An 18118-nucleotide genomic window follows, 5' to 3' on the forward strand; every position below is an offset into this window, starting at 1 on the left:
CGCATGGAAACACACAACAACAGCCATGTCAATTTTGACATTTTATCAATTTACCCTGGGGCGTGGCGGCCGCGAATCCCCGCCTCCCGGATCACAAAGCTTGCTTGGCGGAGCCGTTTTTGCCGGATAATCTCGCCCCATCCCGGCCGCGAACCGGCACCTCCACCGCCCGGCCCCAACCCCGTTCCACCCTCCACCCCGCCCCCAGCCCGCATGCTCCAGCTCATCCTCGAACAGACGCTCAACGGCCTGCAGTTCGGCCTCATGCTGTTCCTGCTCGCCGCCGGCCTGACGCTGGTCTTCGGCATCATGGACTGCATCAACCTGGCCCACGGTTCGCTGTACATGGTGGGCGCCTACTTCGTCGCCGCCGCCACCCAGGCCGCCGATTCGTTCTGGATCGGACTCGGCGCCGGGGTCGCCGCCGCGGCGGTACTGGGCCTGCTGCTCGAACTGACGCTGTTCCGCCGCCTCTACCAGCGCGACCACCTGTCGCAGGTGCTCGCCACCTTCGCCCTGATCCTCATCGCCAACGAGGCCGTCCGCGCCATCTGGGGGCCGGCCGCCCTGCTGCTCAATCCGCCCGAGGCGCTGGCCGGCCCGGTCGAGATCGGCGGCTTCTTCTATCCGGCCTATCGCCTGCTCATCATCGCCTTCGGCATGGCGGTCGCCCTCCTGCTCTACCTGCTGGTGGCCAGGAGCCGGGTCGGCATGTGGGTGCGCGCCGGCGCCGCCAATCGCGAGATGACCGAAGCGCTGGGCATCAACGTGCAGGCGCTGTTCACGGCTGTCTTCGTGTTTGGCGCGGCCTTGTGCGCGCTGGCCGGCGGGCTGCTCGGCCCGCTGCTCGCGGTGCAGGTCGGCATGGGCGAAAGCGTGCTGATCCTCGCCTTCGTGGTCATCATCATCGGCGGCATCGGCTCGATCCGCGGTGCGCTGGTCGGCAGCCTGATCGTCGGCACCGTCGACACGCTCGGCCGGGCGCTGCTGCCCAGCCTGCTGCGTGCCCTGCTGCCGGCGGACGCGGCGTCGACGCTCGGCCCGGCGCTGGCCTCCATCCTCATTTACCTGCTCATGGCCGCCATCCTCTTCTTCAAGCCGCAAGGCCTCTTCCCGGCACGGGCCTGAAACGATGCGTCCCCTCCCGCCCCGCAACCAGACGGCCTTCGCGCCGAGGATCGCCTGAATGGCCCTCTACCGCCCCGCCCCCTGGCAGAAACCGCTGTCCCTGGCCTTGCTGCTCGCGGCGCTCGCCCTGCCGAGCGTGCTCACCGCGCTCGACCAGACCTTCTACATCGGCTTCGCCACGCGCGTGCTGATCTTCGCGCTGGCCGCCTCCAGCCTCAACCTGGTGCTCGGCTTCGGCGGCATGGTGTCCCTCGGGCATGCCGCCTTCCTGGGGGCCGGCGCCTATGTCGCCGCCATCTGCCAGCAGGCCGGAATCAACGAAGCCCTGATCGCCTTTCCGCTCGCCATGGGCGTTGCCGGGCTGTTCGCCCTGGTCGTCGGGGCCGTCAGCCTGCGCACCCGGGGCGTCTATTTCATCATGATCACGCTGGCTTTCGCCCAGATGGCGTATTACCTGTTCGTCTCCGCGCGCAGCTGGGGCGGCGACGACGGGCTGCCGCTCAACGGACGGATGACCCTGGGCGGTCTTCCCCTGGCCGCCGACGACGCCCTGTTCTACGCCGCCCTCGGTGCGCTGGCCGCCGCCACGGCCCTCTTCGGCCGGCTCGTCGATGCCCGCTTCGGCCGGGCGCTGCAGGCCATCCGCGAGAACGAGACGCGCATGGAAGCGCTCGGCTACCCGGTATTCCGCTTCCGCCTCGTCGCCTTCGTCCTCGGCGGCATGGTCGCCGGGCTGGCCGGCGCGCTGCTCGCCAACCTGACCGGGCTGGCCAGCCCCAACCTGCTGCAATGGACGCAATCCGGCACCCTGCTGGTGATGGTCATCATCGGCGGCGTCGGCTACCTGTACGGCGGCGTGGTCGGTGCGGTGGTGCTGCTGGTGCTGGAGGAGACGCTGGTCGGTTTTACCGAACACTGGCACATCGTCCTCGGCCTGCTGCTGCTCGCCGTGGTCCTGTTCGCCCCGCGGGGCGTCGCCGCCCTGTTCGGGCAGGCGCGGAGCGACGACCATGGCTGACGCATTGCTCGAGGTGTGCCGGCTGTCGCGCCGCTTTGGCGCGGTCGATGCCTTGAAGGAAGTCAATTTCAACGTGACCGCCGGCGAGGTCCATGCCCTGATCGGACCGAACGGCGCCGGCAAGACGACCTTCATCCACCACGTTTCCGGCGCCCTGCAGCCGGACAGCGGCCGCATCCGTTTCGCCGGACACGACGTGACCGCGTTGTCGATGCACCGCCGGGTGCGCGCCGGCATGGCGCGCTCCTACCAGATCACCAACATCTTTCCCGGCCTCTCCGCGCTGGACAACGTGGCGCTGGCCGTCCAGGGACGCAGCGATGCCGGCAGCAGCTTCCGCTTCTGGCGGCCGGTCGGCACCGAAGCCGCCCTTTTCGACGAAGCGCACGGCTATCTCGAACAGGTGGGGCTGCAGGACAAGGCCAGGGCGGCGGCCGGCATGCTGTCGCACGGCGAGCAGCGCGCGCTCGAGCTGGCCATGGCGCTGGCCACCCGGCCCAGGCTCCTGCTCCTCGACGAGCCGATGGCCGGCACCGGCCCCGAGGAGTCGGCACGCATGGTCGAGCTGATCGAGCATCTCGCCCGCCACGTCACCATCCTGCTCGTCGAGCACGACATGGCGGCCGTTTTCCGGCTGGCCGACCGCATCTCGGTGCTGGTCAACGGCCAGCTGATCTGCACCGGCACGCCGGACGAGGTCCGGAACGATGCCGCCGTGCGCCGCGCCTACCTGGGAGATCACCTGTGAACGCCCTTCTCGAAGTCTCCGGGCTGGAAGTCGCCTACGGGCCGAGCCAGGTGCTGTTCGGCATCGGCCTGAGCATGGCGCAGGGCGAGGCCAGCACGCTGCTCGGCCGCAACGGCATGGGCAAGACGACGACCTTGCGCGCCATCTGCGGACTGGAAGCGGTCAAGGCCGGGAGCATCCGCTTCGCCGGCGAGGAAATCGCCGGCTGGCGCCCCGACCGCATCGGCCGCGCCGGCATCGCCCTGGTTCCGGAAGGCCGCCAGTGCTTTCCCAACCTGACCGTGGACGAACACCTGGTGGCCTTCTTCGCCAATCGCCGCGGCAGCCCGGAGCCATGGACGCCGGCCCGCGTCTACGCGCTGTTTCCGCGCCTGCTGGAACGCAGGAAGAACCTCGGCAACCAGCTTTCCGGCGGCGAGCAGCAGATGCTGGCCATCGGCCGGGCCCTGGTCACCAATCCGCGCCTGCTGATCCTCGACGAAGCCACGGAAGGCCTGGCCCCGCTGATCCGCGACGAAATCTGGGCCTGCCTTGCCCGTCTGCGCGGCGAGGGGCAGAGCGTGCTGGTGGTCGACAAATACGTCGAGAAACTGATCGAACTGGCCGACCGCCACACCATCGTCGAACGCGGACAAGTCGTCTGGCAGGGCAGCTCGGCCGCCCTCGACGCCGACCACGGCATCTGGCATCGCTACCTGGGAATCTGAAGCCTAGATGACCCAATCATCAAGCGGGTTGACCGGCACGCTTTCCCGGTAGCCGCCCAAGGTCTGGCGAAACTCGGCGCAGGACATCGGCTTGCCGAACAGGTAGCCCTGGAAGAAGGCGCAGCCGTGCCTGACCAGGTAGGCATGCTGCTCGGTATCCTCGACCCCCTCGGCCACCACGTTGAGGCGCAGCGTGTTGCCCATCGCCAGGATGGCCCGCACGATGCCCGCATCGTCGCTATTGCGCATGATGTCGCTGATGAAGGAACGATCCACCTTGAGTTGCTCGAAGGGAAAGCGCTTCAGGTAGGACAGGGAGGCATAGCCGGTGCCGAAATCGTCGAGCGAGAAGCGAACGCCCATGCGGCGCAGCGCCTGCATCTTGGCTACGACATCCTCGACCTTGTCGAGCAGCAGGCTCTCGGTCAGTTCCAGCTTGAGCAGGCCGGCATTGACCCCGTGCCGCGACAGGGCGTCGCCGACCTGGCTGACGAAATCGCCCTGGCGGAACTGGCGGGCGCTGACATTGACCGCCATGGTCAGGCTCGCCGTCGCCGCATCGTCCGCCCAGCGACGCAGCTCGGCGCAGGCCTGATCGAGGACCCACAGGCCGATCGGCACGATCAGGCCGGTGTCCTCGGCCAGCGGAATGAAATCGGCAGGCGACACCATGGCCTGCCCCGGGGGTTGCCAGCGCAGCAGGACTTCGACGCCGACCAGGCGGCTGGCGGCATTGACCTGCGGCTGCAGGTAAAGCGCGAACTCGTTGCGCGACAGGGCGCGGCGCAGGCCCGACTCGAGCGCGGCCCGTTCGTCGAGCGCGATCTGCATGGCGGTATCGAAGAAGCGGATGGCGTTGCGTCCGGCATCCTTGGACTTGTACAAAGCAATATCGGCCTGCTTGAGCAGCACATCGACCGTCTTTTCGCAGCCCTGGTAGAGGCTGATCCCGATGCTCGCCGAGCGGAAGTACTCGGTGTCGCCGCTCAGCAGATAGGGCCGCGCCAGCTCGAAACGGACCTTCTCGGCGACGGTTTCCGCCTGGAGGGCCGCTCCCCCGGCATCGCCCCCCAGGTTTTCGAGCATGATCACAAACTCGTCGCCGCCCAGGCGGGCCGCGGTGTCGCATTCGCGTATGCACGCCGTCAGGCGAGCGGCCACCTCGGTCAGCAGGCGATCCCCGACATCATGGCCGAGGGTATCGTTCAGGGTCTTGAAATGATCGAGGTCGATCATCAACAGCGCCCCGTAGTGCCCGTCGCGCCGGCTGGACAGGCACGACTTTTCCAGCCGGTTGAGCAGCATGCGGCGATTGGGCATGGCCGTCAGCGGGTCGTAGTAGGCCAGGTGATGAATCTCCGACTCGGCGACCTTCAGGTTGCTGATATCCGAAAAGGTGCTCACGAAATGCGTCACCTTGCCCTGCGCATCCCGCACGCTGCTGATCGTCAGCCATTCCGGAAAGACCTCGCCGTTCTTGCGGCGATTCCAGATTTCCCCCTGCCAGTGCCCCGTCTCGGCCAGCGTCCGCCACATGTCGGTGTAGAACGCGGCATCCTGCCGCCCGGACTTCAGCATGCTCGGCGTGCTGCCGATCGCCTCGGCGGCCGGATAGCCGGTCAGCGTCGAAAAGGCCTGGTTGACCTGCAGGATGCGCTGCTCGGCATCGGTGACCATGATCGCCGCCTGCGATGCGAAGGCAATGGCGGCGATGCGCAGGCTCTGCTCCTGCTGGTGGCGCTCGGAAATGTCGGTGGCGATCCCGAGGTAGCCCAGAATCTCGCCGCTGCCGTCGCGCAGCAGACTGACGCACAAGCTGACGGGAAAACTCGACCCATCCTTCCGGACATAGGTCCAGTCGGCTTCGACGGCCGGCTTTTCCGGACCGAGGCCGGCCACGAAAACGGAAAAGCCCTCGGGTTCGGCGACGCCAGGCGGGCGCGACAAGCCCCTGGCGCGCTCGCCGACTTCTTCGGCCAGGTGAAAGATCAGGGGCGTTTCCCGGCAGACCACCTCTTCCCACGTATAACCCAGCATTTTCTGGGCTTCCGCATTGAAGTAGAGGATCATCCCCTGCCGGTCGGTCAGGATGATCGCCCGGCCGGCATGTTCGAAAATGGCTTGCTGGAAGGCGCACAGCCGGGAGGGCTGCAGACCGTGCCATAAGCCGCTCAGGCCGCATGGCGACGAGGACACCGGCGGGGAGGTCATGGCCACCGCCCGGCCGATACAAGGCTTCCCGGCGGCGAACTTGCCGCACGAAATAAAGCACTTCGTGCAACCATACATCCTCCCCAAGCGAGTGCCTCTGCACCCCGCAGCAGCGGAGGGCGCGGCAACATTATGGCGGGATTATGAACACAATGACAGCCGGGTAGCAAGCCCCGAAACGCGTCGCACGGGAGCTGTCGCCCCCGACGGCGACACTCAGCCGTTGGTCAGCAGCGCGAATTCGCGCTCGGCGAGTTGCTCGTCGCCGAGATTCAGTTCAACCAGGCGACGCAGGTGCGTCACGCTGTCGAGGTCGATTTCGCGGCACAGCAGGCCGTAGTAGCCGGCCATGTGATGGACGATGGCGACATCCATGCGGATGCCGGAACCGAGGTCGTCGAGACGGATTTTCAGCGTTCCCTGGCTACCGACGGTGACGTACATCGGCGCCGTCGGCGCGATCAAGGCACCTTGCAGCGAGAGGTCGATCACCTCGACGACATGCTCGCCGTCCGGCAGGAAAAGCCGGGCTTCGCAGTGAAAGGGAATGCGGGAAAACCTGCGACGATTGTGGTTCAAGCTTGCCTCCGTCTGTTTCACTTTCCCTGCATGTTACCCCAAAGGAGCTTGTGCAGTTGCAGCTGGAAACGGACGTTCAGGCCGTCGGCAAGAATCCAGTCGGCCAGCGACTGCGCCTCGAGCAAGCCCTGAGCCGGCGACAGCAGAACCGGGCACAGGCCGTCGAGATGGCGCTGGCGAATGACATCGCGCGCCCATTCGTAGTCCTCGCGCGAGGCGATGACCATCTTGATCTCGTCGCGGCCGTTCAGGCAATCCAGGTTGCTCCACAGGTTGCGCCCGACCTCGCCGGAACCTGGCGCCTTGAGGTCCATGATGCGCGACACGCGCGGATCGACGGCGGCCACATCGAGTGCGCCGGAGGTTTCCAGCGAGACGTCGTAACCGGCGTCGCACAGGGCGCTCAGCAGGGGCAGGCATTCCTTCTGCGACAGCGGCTCGCCGCCGGTCACGCAGACCTGGCGGGCAGGGTACCTGGCCACGTCGGCGAGCACAGACTCGATGGTCGCCGCCTCGCCGCCGGTGAAGCTGTAGGTGGTGTCGCACCAGGTGCAGCGCAGCGGGCAACCGGTCAGGCGGACGAAAACGGTCGGCAGGCCGACGCGCGATGCCTCGCCCTGCAGCGAGTAGAAAATTTCGGTGATGCGGAGGGCCAATTACTTCTTCTTCAATCGCTCGCGCGCCGCTTCGGCGGCCGGTGCGCTCGGGTATTTGGCGACCAGGGTTTCCAGCGAACGCCTGGCGGCGCCGGCGCCGCCCATTTCCTGCTGGCAGGTGGCCATCGCCAGCCAGGCGTCGGGCGCCTTCGGGCTGTCGGCGTACTTGGTGGTCACCACGCTTTGCGCCTCGATGGCGCGCTTGCAGTCGCGCTGGGCATAGAAGGCGTTGCCCAGCCAGTACTGCGCATTGGGCGCCAGCTGGCTGTCCGGATACTTCTGCACGAAGGCGCCGAAGCCGGCTGCCGCTTCCTTGTACTTGGCGGCCTTGAACTGGTTCAGGGCGGACTCGTACTCCTGGCTTTCCTTGGTCGGATCGCCAGCCGGCTTGGCCGGCGCGGCGGCGGCCGGATCGGTGCCGTTGGCAGCCGCCGGGGGGGTCTCGAACTTGCGCAGACGCGTATCGAGGTCGAGATAGAAATCCTGCTGGCGTTTCTTGGCCGTTTCCAGCTCGTAGCTCAGCGTTTCGATCTGCCCGCGCAGGCGGGCGATCTCTTCGGCCTGGCGCTGGATCTGCGCGGACAGATCCAGCTGGGCCTTGGCCTGCTGGTCGAATCGCGCCTCGGTCTTGATCCGTTGGTCGGCGATCTGGCGACGCGCTTCGTCGTCGTCGAAGACGCCGGCCTGGGCCTGTGCGGCACCCAGGGCGGCGATCAGGAGGGCGATTCGAACCGGGCGCATGGCTTAGAACTCGCCGCGGCCGTCCGGGGCCTTGTAGAGGATGTCGGCGCGACGGTTCTCGGCCCAGGCGGCGTCGTCGTGACCCGGGTTCTTCGGCTTCTCTTCGCCCAGGCTGACCGATTCGATCTGGTCGTCCTTGACGCCGAGCAGGGTCAGCGAACGCTTGACGGCTTCGGCGCGCTTCTGGCCGAGCGACAGGTTGTATTCGCGGCTGCCTCGCTCGTCGGTGTTGCCCTGGAGCAGGACCTTGAAGCCCTTGTTGGCGGTCAGGTACTTGGCGTGGGCGGCGACCAGATCCTTGTACTCGTCCTTGACCTCGTAGCTGTCGAGATCGAAGTAGATGCTGCGCTGCGACAGCTTGCTCTTCGGGTCGGTCAGCTCGCGCGGCAGGCCGCTGGCGTCGAGGCCGCCGGCGGTCACCGGGGTGATGCCGGTGGAGGCGGAGCCGCCGGTGCGCGATTCGACCGGGGCGCCGGCGCCGTCTTCCGGCAGCGGGGTGGTGGAGCAGGCGGCCAGCAGGGCCGACAGGAGGGCAGGGATCAGCAGTTTTTTCACGAAGTTCTCCGGTGAGGATTATTGATAGTACGGGCCCCAGGCCGGTTCGCGGACATCGCCGGCGGCAACCGTGAGGCGTTGTTTGATCCTGCCATCGCTGGACACAGCCGATAGGACGCCGCGACCGCCAATTTCAGTGGCGATCAGGATCATGCGGCTGTTGGGAGCGAAACTGGGGGATTCGTCCTTGTTCGAATCGCTCAGCACCTGGACCTGGCGGCTGGCCAGATCCATCGCGGCGAGCTGGAAACGGCCTTCGCGACGGGTGATGAAGGCAAGGCTCTTGCCGTCCGGCGACGGGCGCGGCGACACGTTGTAGCTGCCCTCGAAGGTGACGCGGCGGGAGTCGCCGCCATTGGCGCCGACCTGGTAGACCTGCGGGCTGCCGCCGCGGTCGGAAGTGAAGAAGATGCTGCCGCCGTCGGCCGAGTAGCGCGGCTCGGTATCGATGCCGGAGGACTGGGTGACGCGCTGCAGGCCGCTGCCGTCGGCATTGACCGTATAGATCTGGGAATTGCCGTCCTTGGAGAGTACGACTGCGAGCTTGCGGCCGTCCGGCGACCAGGCCGGCGCCGAGTTGGAGCCCTTGAAGTTGGCGACAATGATGCGCTGGCCGGAAGACAGGGAATGCACGTAGATGACCGGCTTCTTCTTCTCGAACGACACGTAGGCCAGCTTGCCGCCATCCGGCGACCAGACGGGCGAGATGATCGGCTCGCTCGAGGTCAGCGCCGTCGCCGCATTCTGGCCGTCGGAATCAGCGATCTGCAGCAGGAACTGGCCGCGCGACTTGACGACGTAGGCGATGCGCGTCGAGAAGACCCCCTTTTCGCCGGTCAGCTTCTCGTAGATGTAGTCGGCGATGCGATGGCCGGCGGCGCGCAGCTGGGTGTTGCTGGTCACGTAGGCGGCGCCGCCCAGCGACACGCCCTTCTGCGAGTCGTAGAGGCGGAAACGCGCTTCCATGCGGCCATCGGCGCTGCGGGCGATGCTGCCGGCGGCCAGGGCGTCGGCGCCCTTGCTCTTCCAGTCGGCGTGGTTGATCGGCGCATTCTCGTCGAAGGCCAGGCTGTTGTGATCGACCAGCCTGAACAGGCCGCTGCGCTCCAGGTCGCTGCGCACGGTGGCGGTGATGACGCGCGACGCCACCGGATCGCCCGGAAAATCGACGATGGCCACCGGGATGCGGTTGGCGCCGGCACCGGTGATCTCGATGGATAGCTGGGCCTGGGCCAGGCCCGTGACGAGCAGGGCGAAGGCAAGGAAAATTCGGCGGGAAATTCGGGACATTGCGTTCATTTTCAAAAGTTTCGCGCGATTTTACTCTTCAAACGGGCGGTATTTGATTTCCAGCGTCCGCTCGAACAGCGAAGGATCGTCCGGCTTGGGCAGGGGCGAGGACTTGCGGATCGCCCGCTCGATGGCGGCATCGAGCGAGGCGTTGCCGCTCGAGCGCTTGAGGCGGACTTCCAGCACCTCGCCGCCCGGCAGCTGATCGACCATGAACACGGCTTCCGGATTCCCCTGGATAGCCTGCGGCAGGACGATATTGCCGCGGATCTTGCCGCGGATCTTGTTGGCGTAGTCGGCCTTGCCGCGCTTGTTCGACGAAGCCCGCTGCTCGGCTTCGGCCGCCGCGGCGTTGGCCATCTGCTGGGCGGAAGCCTGCGCCTTGGCCGACGACTTCAGCTGCGAGGTTTCGCTGGCCAGCTCCTTGCTGAAATCGAATTTCGGCTGCGGCTTGGGTTCAGGCTTCGGCGGCTCGGGCTTTTTCGGCTCGGGTTTCGGCGGTTCCGGTTTCTTGGGCTCCGGCTTGGGCGGTTCCGGCTTCTTTTTTTCTTCCTTGACCACGATGTCCGGCTTTTTCGGCGGCGGGGGTTCGACCTTGGGCTCCGGCCTGGGCTCGGGTTTCGGCTGCTGCTTCACTTCCGGTTGGGGCGGCGGCGGAGGCGGGGCGACCTGGGTCGCCGGGCGCGGCGTCGGCGACCACAACTCGACCTCGTACACCTCCGGCTTGCTGCGCTTCCATTGCACGCCGAAAAACAGGACGACGGCCAGCATCAGATGCACCAGCACGGTCAGTGCCAGCGCATATTTCTTTCCGGGTTCTTCGGGCCGCTCGAGGATCATCGCTTACTTGCTGCGCGTTTCCAGACCGACCTTGTCGAAGTGCAGCTTCTTCACCTCGTCGAGGACCTCGATCACGTTCTTGTAGGGAGCATCGCCATCGCCTGCGACGAGCACGGCGGGCGCCTGTTCGCCATCGCCCTTGAGCGGGCCGAGCACGCTCTTCAGTTCGCGCAGGCTGCCGACCTTGGTTTCCTTGCCGTTGGTGTCGAAAACCGACAGATGGCCATCCGGCTTGACCTCGACCTTCAGGTACTTGTCCGGCTTGCCCGGCGCCGTGCCCGATTCCGGCAGGTTGACCGAGCCGGTGGTCATCATCGGCGTCGCCACCATGAAGATGACGAGCAGCACCAGCATCACGTCGATGTAGGGCACGACGTTGATTTCGTTTTTCAGGCGGCGTTGGCGCATTTCGCCTTACCTCATCTGCCGCTGGATGATGTTGGAGAACTCTTCCATGAACGACTCGTAGCGCACCGCAAGGCGGTCGATGTCGTGCGAGAAGCGGTTGTAGGCGAGCACGGCCGGGATGGCGGCGAACAGGCCGATGGCGGTGGCGACCAGCGCCTCGGCGATACCCGGGGCGACGGAGGCGAGCGTCGCCTGGCCGACGTTGGAGAGGCCGCGGAAGGCGTGCATGATGCCCCAGACGGTGCCGAACAGGCCGATGTAGGGCGACACCGAGCCGACCGAGGCGAGGAAGGCGAGGTGCGCTTCCAGGCCGTCCATCTCGCGCTGGTAGGTGGCGCGCATGGCGCGGCGGGAGCCGTCGACGATGTCCTTGGGGTCGAGGTTCTTCTGGCCGCGCAGCTTGGTGAATTCACGGAAGCCGGCTTCGAAGATGCGTTCCATCGAGCCGGCGTTGTGGCGATCGTTCACCGCGCTGTTGAACAGGTTGTTGAGGTCGCCGCCGGACCAGAAGTCGCGCTCGAAGGCCTCGGTCTTCGTGCGCGCCTGCTTGACGGCGAACAGCTTCATGAAGATGTAGTACCACGACATCAGCGAGACGCCGGCGAGCAGGGCCATGACGATCTGCACGACCGCGCTGGCCTGCAGGATGAGGTGGAGGATGGACAGGTCCTGGGTGACGTTCATTTAAGCGCTTCCAGCTTGGAATACAGAAAATCGGGAATCGGGGCGGGTTTCATGCTTGCCATGTCGACACAGGCGATCTCGACGGTGCCGGTGACCAGTTCGTCGTCGCCGCGGCGGACGTGCTGGCGGAAGACGACGCGCACGCGGGTCAGCTTCTCGACTTCGAGGCCGACGGTCAGCTGGTCGTCGAGACGGGCAGGGCGGAGGTATTCGCAAGCGGCCTTGCGGGCGACGAAGCCGATGCCGGCGTCGAGCGCCAGCTGGCGCTGGTCGTGGCCGGCCGAGCGCATCCACTCGGTGCGGCAGCGCTCGAAGAATTTCAGATAGTTGGCGTAGTAGACGACCCCGCCCGCATCGGTATCTTCGTAATACACGCGCACCGGCATGGTGAAGGCGTTGGGACTGGGCTCGAATTTCATCCCGGGATTTTACCTTGCATCGCAGCAATGTTTTGTAACGGTCTGTTTCTGCGACGATTGCCACCGTTTGCCGAAAATTGCCGACATCCCGATGCTCGACGCTTGCCGCGCCCATCGGCCGCCATGGGCTATTCGTCCGCCAGCAGGTCGCGGACGACGGCGCTGGCCGGCTCGGCGAGGCCGAGGTGGCGATAGATCGCCGGCGTCGCGATACGCCCGCGCAGGGTGCGCTGCAGGTAGCCCTGCTGGATCAGGTAGGGTTCCAGCACATCCTCGATGGTGTCGCGCGCTTCGCCGATGGCGGCTGCCAGGTTGTCGACGCCGACCGGGCCGCCGCCGAACTTGTCGATCACCGCGCTGAGCAGCTTGCGGTCCATCAGGTCGAGGCCGGCCGGGTCGACGTCGAGCATGTGCAGCGCCTTGTCGGCGACGCCGCGCGTGATGTTGCCGTCGGCCTTGACCTCGGCGTAGTCGCGCACCCGGCGCAGCAGGCGGTTGGCGATGCGCGGCGTGCCGCGCGAACGCTTGGCGATTTCCAGTGCGCCCTCGGGGTCGATCGGCGCCCCCAGCAGCGAGGCCGAGCGGCCGACGATGCTCTGCAGCTCCTGGGCGTTGTAGAACTCCAGCCGGGCGACGATGCCGAAGCGGTCGCGCAGCGGGTTGGTCAGCATGCCGGCCCGCGTCGTGGCGCCGACCAGCGTGAACGGCGGCAGGTCGAGCTTGACCGAGCGGGCGGCCGGGCCTTCGCCGATCATGATGTCGATCTGGAAATCCTCCAGCGCCGGGTAGAGGATTTCCTCGACCACCGGGCTGAGGCGGTGGATTTCGTCGATGAACAGCACGTCGTGCGGTTCGAGGTTGGTCAGGATGGCGGCCAGGTCGCCGGCGCGCTCGAGCACCGGGCCGGAGGTCTGGCGCAGGTTGACGCCCATTTCGGCGGCGACGATGTGGGCCAGCGTGGTCTTGCCCAGGCCGGGCGGGCCGAAGAGCAGCACGTGGTCGAGCGATTCGCTGCGCTGGCGCGCCGCCTGGATGAAGATTTCCAGCTGTTCGCGGATTTTCTGCTGGCCGGTGTAGTCGGCCAGCCGCTTGGGGCGCAGGGCGCGTTCCAGCGCTTCTTCCTGCGCCGATTTGCTTTGCGGCGCGATGATGCGGTCCGCGCCGGCGACCAGCTTGTCGGTTTCTATCATGTCGGGGTTTCCTCGCGAATCCAGCGGCGGAGCAGCATCTCGCCCAGCGCCAGCAGCACCGGTCCGAGGAAGATGCCGATGAAGCCGAAAACCAGCACGCCGCCGAGCACGCCGAGCGCGATGAGCAGGATGGACAGCCCGGCGCCGCGCGCCATCAGGATCGGCTTGACGAAGTTGTCGATGCTGCTGATCACGAACAAACCGTAGACCACCATGAAGATGGCCCAGCCGGTCTGCCCTTCGCTGTATAGCCAGGCCGCCACGCCGCCCCAGATCAGCGGCGGCCCGACCGGAATCATCGACAGGAAGAAGGTGGCGAAGCCGAGCAGGACTGCCGCCGGCACGCCGACGATCAGGAATCCGAGCATCGCCACCGCCCCCTGCGCCGCCGCCGTGCCGACAATGCCGAGCATGACGCCGACCACCGTACCGCGGGCCTTTTCCAGCATGTGCTCGCCGAGATCGCCGCCCAGCTTGCGCGAACCGACCAGCAGGGCATGGCTGACCGCCGCCCCGTCGCGGTACAGGAAAAACACGACGAAGAGCACCAGCGCCATCTGCAGCAGGCCGTTCGCGACGATGCCGCCGAGCGCCAGCGCGAACTGGCGGGCCGGCGCGAGCAGCTGCCGGATGGCGCCGTTGAGTTCCTCGCGGTCGCTGGCCAGGCGGTGCCAGGTGCTGTCGATCTCGCTGCCGACGAAAGGCAGGCCGCTCAGCCAGGCCGGCGGATTGGCCGGCAGCCCCTGGTCGATGTAGGGCTTGATGAAGTCGATCAGCTTGTCCGCGCCATTGGCCAGCGAACCGGCCAGGAACAGCGTGGGCAGCAGCATGACCAGCACCAGCGCCAGCGTCATCAGCGAGGCGCCGAGGGTATCGCGGCCGCCGAGCACGGGCAGCAGGCGATCGGCGTAGAGGCGCCAGGTGCACACCCAGACCACGAAGGCGAACAGCACCGCCCCGATGAAGGGCAGCAACACCGCGATGCAGCCGACGATGAGCAGCACCACCAGCGCGATCTGCGCCATGCGCTTGGGGTCTTGTTCCTCGATCATCAGGCCTTGGACAGCAACTTGAGCGCCTGGCGGATGCCGTCGGAGGTGCCGACGTCGGCCGGCAGCTGCTTCATCGCCGCCGCCGCTTCCTTCTCGTTGTAACCGAGGGCGAGCAGGGCGTTGGCGATGTCCTGCCGGACATCGTCGACCGGCGCGTGCAGCGACACGCCGGTGGCGTCGGCCAGCTTGCCTTTCAGTTCGAGCAGCAGGCGCTCGGCCGTCTTCTTGCCGATGCCGGGAATCTTGACCAGCCGCCCCAGCTCCTGCTGCGCCACGGCCGCCGACAGGTCGCCCACCGACAGGCCGGAGAGCACCGACAGCGCCGTGCGCGCCCCGATGCCGGAGACCTTGAGCAACTGGCGGAAAGCGAAGCGCTCGGCCTCGGTCAGGAAACCGTAGAGGAAATGGCCGTCCTCGCGCACCGCGAAATGCGTCAGCAGCTTCGTCTTTTCACCCGCCGCCGGCAGGTTGTAGAAGGTGCTCATCGGCACGTCGAGCTCGTAGCCAACGCCATTGACGTCGAGCACGATGTGCGGGGGATTCTTTTCGGCGAGGGTGCCGGTCAGGCGTCCGATCATGGGCTGTCGCGATACTGTATGTTCAAACAGTCATCATCCTATCAGGCGGCCGCCGCGAACGCGATAGCCAGCTGTCGCCAATGCCCCCAGACCTTGCCCGCCATGGGCGTGGGCAATGGCGCAGGCCAGCGCGTCGGCGGCATCGGCGGCGGGCGCCCCGGGCAGTGAAAGCAGCCTGACCACCATGTCCTGCACCTGCTCCTTGGCCGCCTTGCCGTGGCCGACGACGGCCTGCTTGACCTGCAAGGCCGTGTATTCGGCCACCGGCAGCCCGCCATGCACCAGCGCGCTGATCGCCGCGCCGCGCGCCTGGCCGAGCAGCAGCGTCGATTGCGGATTGACGTTGACGAAGACCTTTTCCACCGCCGCCTGATCGGGCCGGTAGGTGGCGATCACCTCGCTGATCCCGGCAAACAGGGTGGCGATGCGTTCCGGCAGGCCCTGCTTGTCGTTCGACTTGATGCAGCCGCTGGCCACATACAGCAGCTGGTTGCCGTGCTTCTCGATGACGCCAAAGCCGGTCACGCGCAGCCCGGGGTCGATGCCGAGAATGCGTGGAATGCTCATTTCGCCCGCGCCACCAGATACACGCCACCCACCGCCACCACCATGCCGACGACGGCGGTCGGCGTCAGGGTCTCGCCAAAGACGACAAGGGCGATCAGCGCCGTGGTCGGCGGCGTCAGGTAGAACAGGCTGGCGACATTGACTGCGCTGCCGCTGCGGATCAGCAGGTTGAGCAGGCTGATCGCCCCGAGCGACAGCACCAGCACCAGCCAGCCCAGCGCGAACAGGAAATGGCCGTTCCAGTCGATGCGGTAATCCTCGAACAGCGCGACCGCGACGGCGGTGGCGATGGCCGTCGGCACGAACTGGATCACCGATCCGCTGCGCAGGTCGAACTTGGGGCAGTAGCGTTTCTGGTACAGGGTGCCCGCCGTGATGCCGAGCAGGGCGACCACGGCCGGCACCAGCATCGGCCCCAGCGCCCCGTCGCCGAGCTTGCCCGAAACGACCATGCCGACGCCGACGAAGCCCAGCGCCAGCCCGCCCCATTGGCGCGCCGTGACTTTCTCGCCGAGCAGCCAGCCGGAGCCGAGCCCGGTCAGCAGAGGCTGCATGCCGACGACCAGCGCGGTGATGCCGGCCGACAGGCCGTGCTTGATCGCCACGAACACGCCGCCGAGATAGACCGCATGGACCAGGATGCCGGACACGCCGATGTGCAGCCAGTCGCTTCGCCGTTCCGGCCACGGCGCCCGGGTGGCCAGGGCGATGACCAGCATCAGGGCGATGACCAGGCCGTAGCGGGTGAGCAGAAAAGACAGCGGTTCGGCATAGGGCAGGCCGTACTTGGCGCCGATGAAGCCGGTACTCCACAGGAAGACGAAGAGCAGGGGGTAGAGTCGTTGCATCAGATCCAGTCCGGCGCGCAGCGCTTGCGGGCCTCGAGCAGGGTTTCGAACAGCATGCGGGCGTCGCTGCTGGCGCGATGGCGGCGCAGCTGCAAACGCAGCTCCACCGCGGCGCGCGTGGCGTGCCACAGCTTCTGCTCGCAGTCGCCGAGCAAGTCGCGGATGTCCTTCAGCTGGAAGAGGGGCACCCGCTCCGCCGCGTCGAACAGCTTGCCGAGCCAGACGTAGTCGTACGCCCAGGCATCGCAATAGACATACTGGCCGCGCAGTTTTGCATTGAGGTCATCGCAGACATCGAGCGCCCGGCTGCCTTTTTCGAACAGCAGCTCGCGTCGGATGCCATGGACCTGCTCGGCCGAGTCGTCCCAATGGCTCCACGCCGCTTCCGGCGTGATCAGGGTGCAATAGGCCTGGCCGTCCGGCAGGTAGAAGCCGACCTCGATCGGATAACTGCCTTTTCCGAACCCCGAGGCCTCGATGTCGATGATGGCCGGCTGGATCATGCAGCCGCCGCGCGGGTCAGTCGCAACGCGCCCGGCAGGCGGCCGAATCGGCCGCGCAGGCCCGGTCGTCCTCGACCTTGCAGGCGACCTTGGTGCGATGGGTGAAATTGACGCCGTTCGGGTAATTGCACACCACCTTGGTGATCGAACCCTGCTTCGCCACCTTCATACCGGTCGCCTTCAGCGCCTTGAGCCTGGCCTGCGGCAGGTCGCAGGAAACGTAGCCGTCGAACGAACCATCCGCCGATTCCCACAGGGCGGTGTTCTTCATCGCCCGGTAGTCGTCGTAGCGCATGCAGTTGTCGGTTTCGCCGGCATAGGCCTTCTTGTCGTCGCTGCAGAAGCCGCTGTAGGTATGCCTCAGCTCCTCCTCGCCCGGGCAGGCGTTGACCTGCCGGGCTGCAGCGAGGTCCGGACAGGCGAACTGCGCCGCGCCGGCGGACAGCGTCATGAAACTCAGGAACAGGGCGGGGAGAGTCTGGCGGAATTTCACGAACGATCCTTTGTGGCGCGACATGCAAGCAAAACGCCGGCATCGTCGCCAAACGGCGGCGAATTGCCGGCAACCGGCTTATTCCTCGATGACCGCCGTCGTGTAGATTTCCTGCACATCGTCGAGGCCTTCCAGCGCGTCGAGCAGCTTCTGCATCTTGACGCCATCGTCGCCGGTGAAGACGTTCTCGCCTTCCGGCTTCATCGTCACTTCGCTGAATTCCGGCGTGAAACCGGCGGCTTCCAGCGCATCCTTGACGGCGATGAACTCGGTCGGCGCGGTGATCACCTCGATCGAACCGTCGTCGTTGGTATTGACGTCGTCGGCGCCGGCCTCGATGGCGGCATCCATCAGCGCGCCTTCGTCGGTACCCGGGGCGAAGATCATCTGGCCGCAGTGCTTGAACTGGAAGGCCACGCAGCCGTCGGTGCCCATGTTGCCGCCGTGCTTGGAGAAGGCATGGCGCACTTCGGCGACGGTGCGGGTCTTGTTGTCGGTCAGGCAGTCGACCATGATCGCCGCGCCGCCGATGCCGTAGCCTTCGTAGCGGATCTCGACATAATCGACGCCTTCCAGCTCGCCGGTGCCCTTCTTGATGGCGGTGTCGATCTTGTCCTTGGGCATGTTGACGGCCTTGCCCTTGTCCACGGCCACGCGCAGGCGCGGGTTGAAGCCGATGTCGCCGCCGCCCATCTTGGCGGCCACGGTGATTTCCTTGGCGATCTTGGAGAAGGCGGCGCCGCGCTTCTCGTCCTGGCGACCTTTACGGTGCTGAATATTGGCCCATTTGGAATGACCAGCCATGATGATGTCCCACTGCAAATAACAAAGAAGGCGAGATTTTACCCGCCGGAAGCCTTCTCGTCAGGTCGGCGGCTTACGGTATTTCACAAAGCCCCGCCC

Annotated in this window: 22 protein-coding genes; 4 read left to right on the forward strand and 18 right to left on the reverse strand. The window is 66.4% G+C overall.

Annotated features, from left to right (window positions below):
* Positions 1-213 precede the first annotated feature (213 nt).
* From Q0P59_RS05740 to Q0P59_RS05755, 4 genes are read left to right on the forward strand one after another with little or no spacing between them, the layout of a single operon-like run.
* Entirely contained in the window at positions 214-1128 is a 915-nt protein-coding gene (locus Q0P59_RS05740; RefSeq protein WP_295004496.1) for a branched-chain amino acid ABC transporter permease, read from the forward strand.
* A gap of 58 nt (positions 1129-1186) precedes the next feature.
* Positions 1187-2146 carry a branched-chain amino acid ABC transporter permease gene (locus tag Q0P59_RS05745; protein WP_295004497.1) on the forward strand — a complete coding sequence of 320 codons (960 nt, stop codon included), beginning with the start codon at positions 1187-1189 and terminating at the stop codon, positions 2144-2146.
* Positions 2139-2894: an ABC transporter ATP-binding protein gene (locus tag Q0P59_RS05750; RefSeq protein WP_295004499.1), complete on the forward strand. Its 756-nt coding sequence runs from the start codon at positions 2139-2141 to the stop codon at positions 2892-2894. The genes Q0P59_RS05745 and Q0P59_RS05750 overlap by 8 nt, the downstream gene beginning before the upstream one ends.
* A complete protein-coding gene (locus tag Q0P59_RS05755) occupies positions 2891-3601 on the forward strand; it encodes an ABC transporter ATP-binding protein (RefSeq protein WP_295004501.1) in 711 nt (236 codons plus the stop codon). Before Q0P59_RS05750 ends, Q0P59_RS05755 begins: the two co-directional genes overlap by 4 nt.
* Positions 3602-3604: 3 nt before the next feature.
* Here the strand turns inward: Q0P59_RS05755 and Q0P59_RS05760 are convergent, their stop codons facing one another.
* From Q0P59_RS05760 to Q0P59_RS05845, 18 genes are all read right to left on the reverse strand, one after another.
* A complete protein-coding gene (locus Q0P59_RS05760; RefSeq protein ID WP_295004503.1) occupies positions 3605-5812 on the reverse strand; it encodes an EAL domain-containing protein in 2208 nt (735 codons plus the stop codon).
* 216 nt (positions 5813-6028) lie between these two features.
* On the reverse strand, positions 6029-6391 hold the full coding sequence (locus Q0P59_RS05765; RefSeq protein ID WP_295004505.1) for a PilZ domain-containing protein: 363 nt from the start codon (positions 6389-6391) through the stop codon (positions 6029-6031).
* 17 nt (positions 6392-6408) lie between these two features.
* The gene (gene queE, locus Q0P59_RS05770) at positions 6409-7047 is read right to left on the reverse strand and encodes a 7-carboxy-7-deazaguanine synthase QueE (RefSeq protein ID WP_295004507.1); all 639 of its coding nucleotides are present in this window, start codon (positions 7045-7047) and stop codon (positions 6409-6411) included.
* The gene (gene ybgF / locus Q0P59_RS05775) at positions 7048-7788 is read right to left on the reverse strand and encodes a tol-pal system protein YbgF (protein WP_295004508.1); all 741 of its coding nucleotides are present in this window, start codon (positions 7786-7788) and stop codon (positions 7048-7050) included.
* A 3-nt stretch (positions 7789-7791) separates the two neighbouring features.
* A complete protein-coding gene (gene pal / locus Q0P59_RS05780) occupies positions 7792-8343 on the reverse strand; it encodes a peptidoglycan-associated lipoprotein Pal (RefSeq protein WP_295004510.1) in 552 nt (183 codons plus the stop codon).
* A gap of 18 nt (positions 8344-8361) precedes the next feature.
* Entirely contained in the window at positions 8362-9642 is a 1281-nt protein-coding gene (tolB, locus tag Q0P59_RS05785) for a Tol-Pal system beta propeller repeat protein TolB (RefSeq protein WP_295004512.1), read from the reverse strand.
* Between the two features lie 21 nt (positions 9643-9663).
* Entirely contained in the window at positions 9664-10473 is an 810-nt protein-coding gene (locus Q0P59_RS05790; RefSeq protein ID WP_295004514.1) for an energy transducer TonB, read from the reverse strand.
* 3 nt (positions 10474-10476) lie between these two features.
* Positions 10477-10881, reverse strand: a complete 405-nt coding sequence (locus Q0P59_RS05795) for an ExbD/TolR family protein (RefSeq protein ID WP_295004516.1) — start codon at positions 10879-10881, stop codon at positions 10477-10479.
* Between the two features lie 6 nt (positions 10882-10887).
* On the reverse strand, positions 10888-11565 hold the full coding sequence (tolQ, locus tag Q0P59_RS05800; RefSeq protein WP_295004518.1) for a protein TolQ: 678 nt from the start codon (positions 11563-11565) through the stop codon (positions 10888-10890).
* Complete coding sequence (gene ybgC / locus Q0P59_RS05805; protein ID WP_295004519.1) at positions 11562-11984, reverse strand: tol-pal system-associated acyl-CoA thioesterase; 423 nt, start codon at positions 11982-11984, stop codon at positions 11562-11564. The genes tolQ and ybgC overlap by 4 nt, the downstream gene beginning before the upstream one ends.
* Before the next feature lie 128 nt (positions 11985-12112).
* Complete coding sequence (gene ruvB / locus Q0P59_RS05810) at positions 12113-13174, reverse strand: Holliday junction branch migration DNA helicase RuvB (protein WP_295004521.1); 1062 nt, start codon at positions 13172-13174, stop codon at positions 12113-12115.
* A complete protein-coding gene (locus Q0P59_RS05815) occupies positions 13171-14226 on the reverse strand; it encodes an AI-2E family transporter (RefSeq protein ID WP_295004523.1) in 1056 nt (351 codons plus the stop codon). Before Q0P59_RS05815 ends, ruvB begins: the two co-directional genes overlap by 4 nt.
* A complete protein-coding gene (ruvA, locus tag Q0P59_RS05820) occupies positions 14226-14804 on the reverse strand; it encodes a Holliday junction branch migration protein RuvA (protein WP_295004525.1) in 579 nt (192 codons plus the stop codon). Before ruvA ends, Q0P59_RS05815 begins: the two co-directional genes overlap by 1 nt.
* Positions 14805-14837: 33 nt before the next feature.
* Entirely contained in the window at positions 14838-15371 is a 534-nt protein-coding gene (gene ruvC, locus Q0P59_RS05825) for a crossover junction endodeoxyribonuclease RuvC (protein ID WP_295004527.1), read from the reverse strand.
* Complete coding sequence (locus Q0P59_RS05830) at positions 15368-16219, reverse strand: DMT family transporter (RefSeq protein ID WP_295004529.1); 852 nt, start codon at positions 16217-16219, stop codon at positions 15368-15370. Before Q0P59_RS05830 ends, ruvC begins: the two co-directional genes overlap by 4 nt.
* Positions 16219-16722 carry a hypothetical protein gene (locus Q0P59_RS05835; RefSeq protein WP_295004531.1) on the reverse strand — a complete coding sequence of 168 codons (504 nt, stop codon included), beginning with the start codon at positions 16720-16722 and terminating at the stop codon, positions 16219-16221. The genes Q0P59_RS05830 and Q0P59_RS05835 overlap by 1 nt, the downstream gene beginning before the upstream one ends.
* Before the next feature lie 16 nt (positions 16723-16738).
* Positions 16739-17215, reverse strand: a complete 477-nt coding sequence (locus Q0P59_RS05840; RefSeq protein ID WP_295004533.1) for a hypothetical protein — start codon at positions 17213-17215, stop codon at positions 16739-16741.
* A gap of 78 nt (positions 17216-17293) precedes the next feature.
* Positions 17294-18019, reverse strand: a complete 726-nt coding sequence (locus Q0P59_RS05845) for a YebC/PmpR family DNA-binding transcriptional regulator (protein WP_295004535.1) — start codon at positions 18017-18019, stop codon at positions 17294-17296.
* Positions 18020-18118: the final 99 nt, after the last annotated feature.

The sequence above is a fragment of the uncultured Dechloromonas sp. genome (genome assembly GCF_945957265.1).
GTDB lineage: Bacteria > Pseudomonadota > Gammaproteobacteria > Burkholderiales > Rhodocyclaceae > Azonexus.

Coding starts and splice junctions, on each gene's coding strand:
- Q0P59_RS05740 (WP_295004496.1), top strand. CDS start 214: ATGCTCCAGCTCATCCTCGAACAGACGCTCAACGGCCTGCAGTTCGGC.
- Q0P59_RS05745 (WP_295004497.1), top strand. CDS start 1,187: ATGGCCCTCTACCGCCCCGCCCCCTGGCAGAAACCGCTGTCCCTGGCC.
- Q0P59_RS05750 (WP_295004499.1), top strand. CDS start 2,139: ATGGCTGACGCATTGCTCGAGGTGTGCCGGCTGTCGCGCCGCTTTGGC.
- Q0P59_RS05760 (WP_295004503.1), bottom strand. CDS start 5,812: ATGACCTCCCCGCCGGTGTCCTCGTCGCCATGCGGCCTGAGCGGCTTA.
- ybgF (WP_295004508.1), bottom strand. CDS start 7,788: ATGCGCCCGGTTCGAATCGCCCTCCTGATCGCCGCCCTGGGTGCCGCA.
- tolB (WP_295004512.1), bottom strand. CDS start 9,642: ATGAACGCAATGTCCCGAATTTCCCGCCGAATTTTCCTTGCCTTCGCC.
- Q0P59_RS05790 (WP_295004514.1), bottom strand. CDS start 10,473: ATGATCCTCGAGCGGCCCGAAGAACCCGGAAAGAAATATGCGCTGGCA.
- Q0P59_RS05795 (WP_295004516.1), bottom strand. CDS start 10,881: ATGCGCCAACGCCGCCTGAAAAACGAAATCAACGTCGTGCCCTACATC.
- tolQ (WP_295004518.1), bottom strand. CDS start 11,565: ATGAACGTCACCCAGGACCTGTCCATCCTCCACCTCATCCTGCAGGCC.
- ybgC (WP_295004519.1), bottom strand. CDS start 11,984: ATGAAATTCGAGCCCAGTCCCAACGCCTTCACCATGCCGGTGCGCGTG.
- ruvB (WP_295004521.1), bottom strand. CDS start 13,174: ATGATAGAAACCGACAAGCTGGTCGCCGGCGCGGACCGCATCATCGCG.
- Q0P59_RS05815 (WP_295004523.1), bottom strand. CDS start 14,226: ATGATCGAGGAACAAGACCCCAAGCGCATGGCGCAGATCGCGCTGGTG.
- ruvA (WP_295004525.1), bottom strand. CDS start 14,804: ATGATCGGACGCCTGACCGGCACCCTCGCCGAAAAGAATCCCCCGCAC.
- ruvC (WP_295004527.1), bottom strand. CDS start 15,371: ATGAGCATTCCACGCATTCTCGGCATCGACCCCGGGCTGCGCGTGACC.
- Q0P59_RS05830 (WP_295004529.1), bottom strand. CDS start 16,219: ATGCAACGACTCTACCCCCTGCTCTTCGTCTTCCTGTGGAGTACCGGC.
- Q0P59_RS05835 (WP_295004531.1), bottom strand. CDS start 16,722: ATGATCCAGCCGGCCATCATCGACATCGAGGCCTCGGGGTTCGGAAAA.
- Q0P59_RS05845 (WP_295004535.1), bottom strand. CDS start 18,019: ATGGCTGGTCATTCCAAATGGGCCAATATTCAGCACCGTAAAGGTCGC.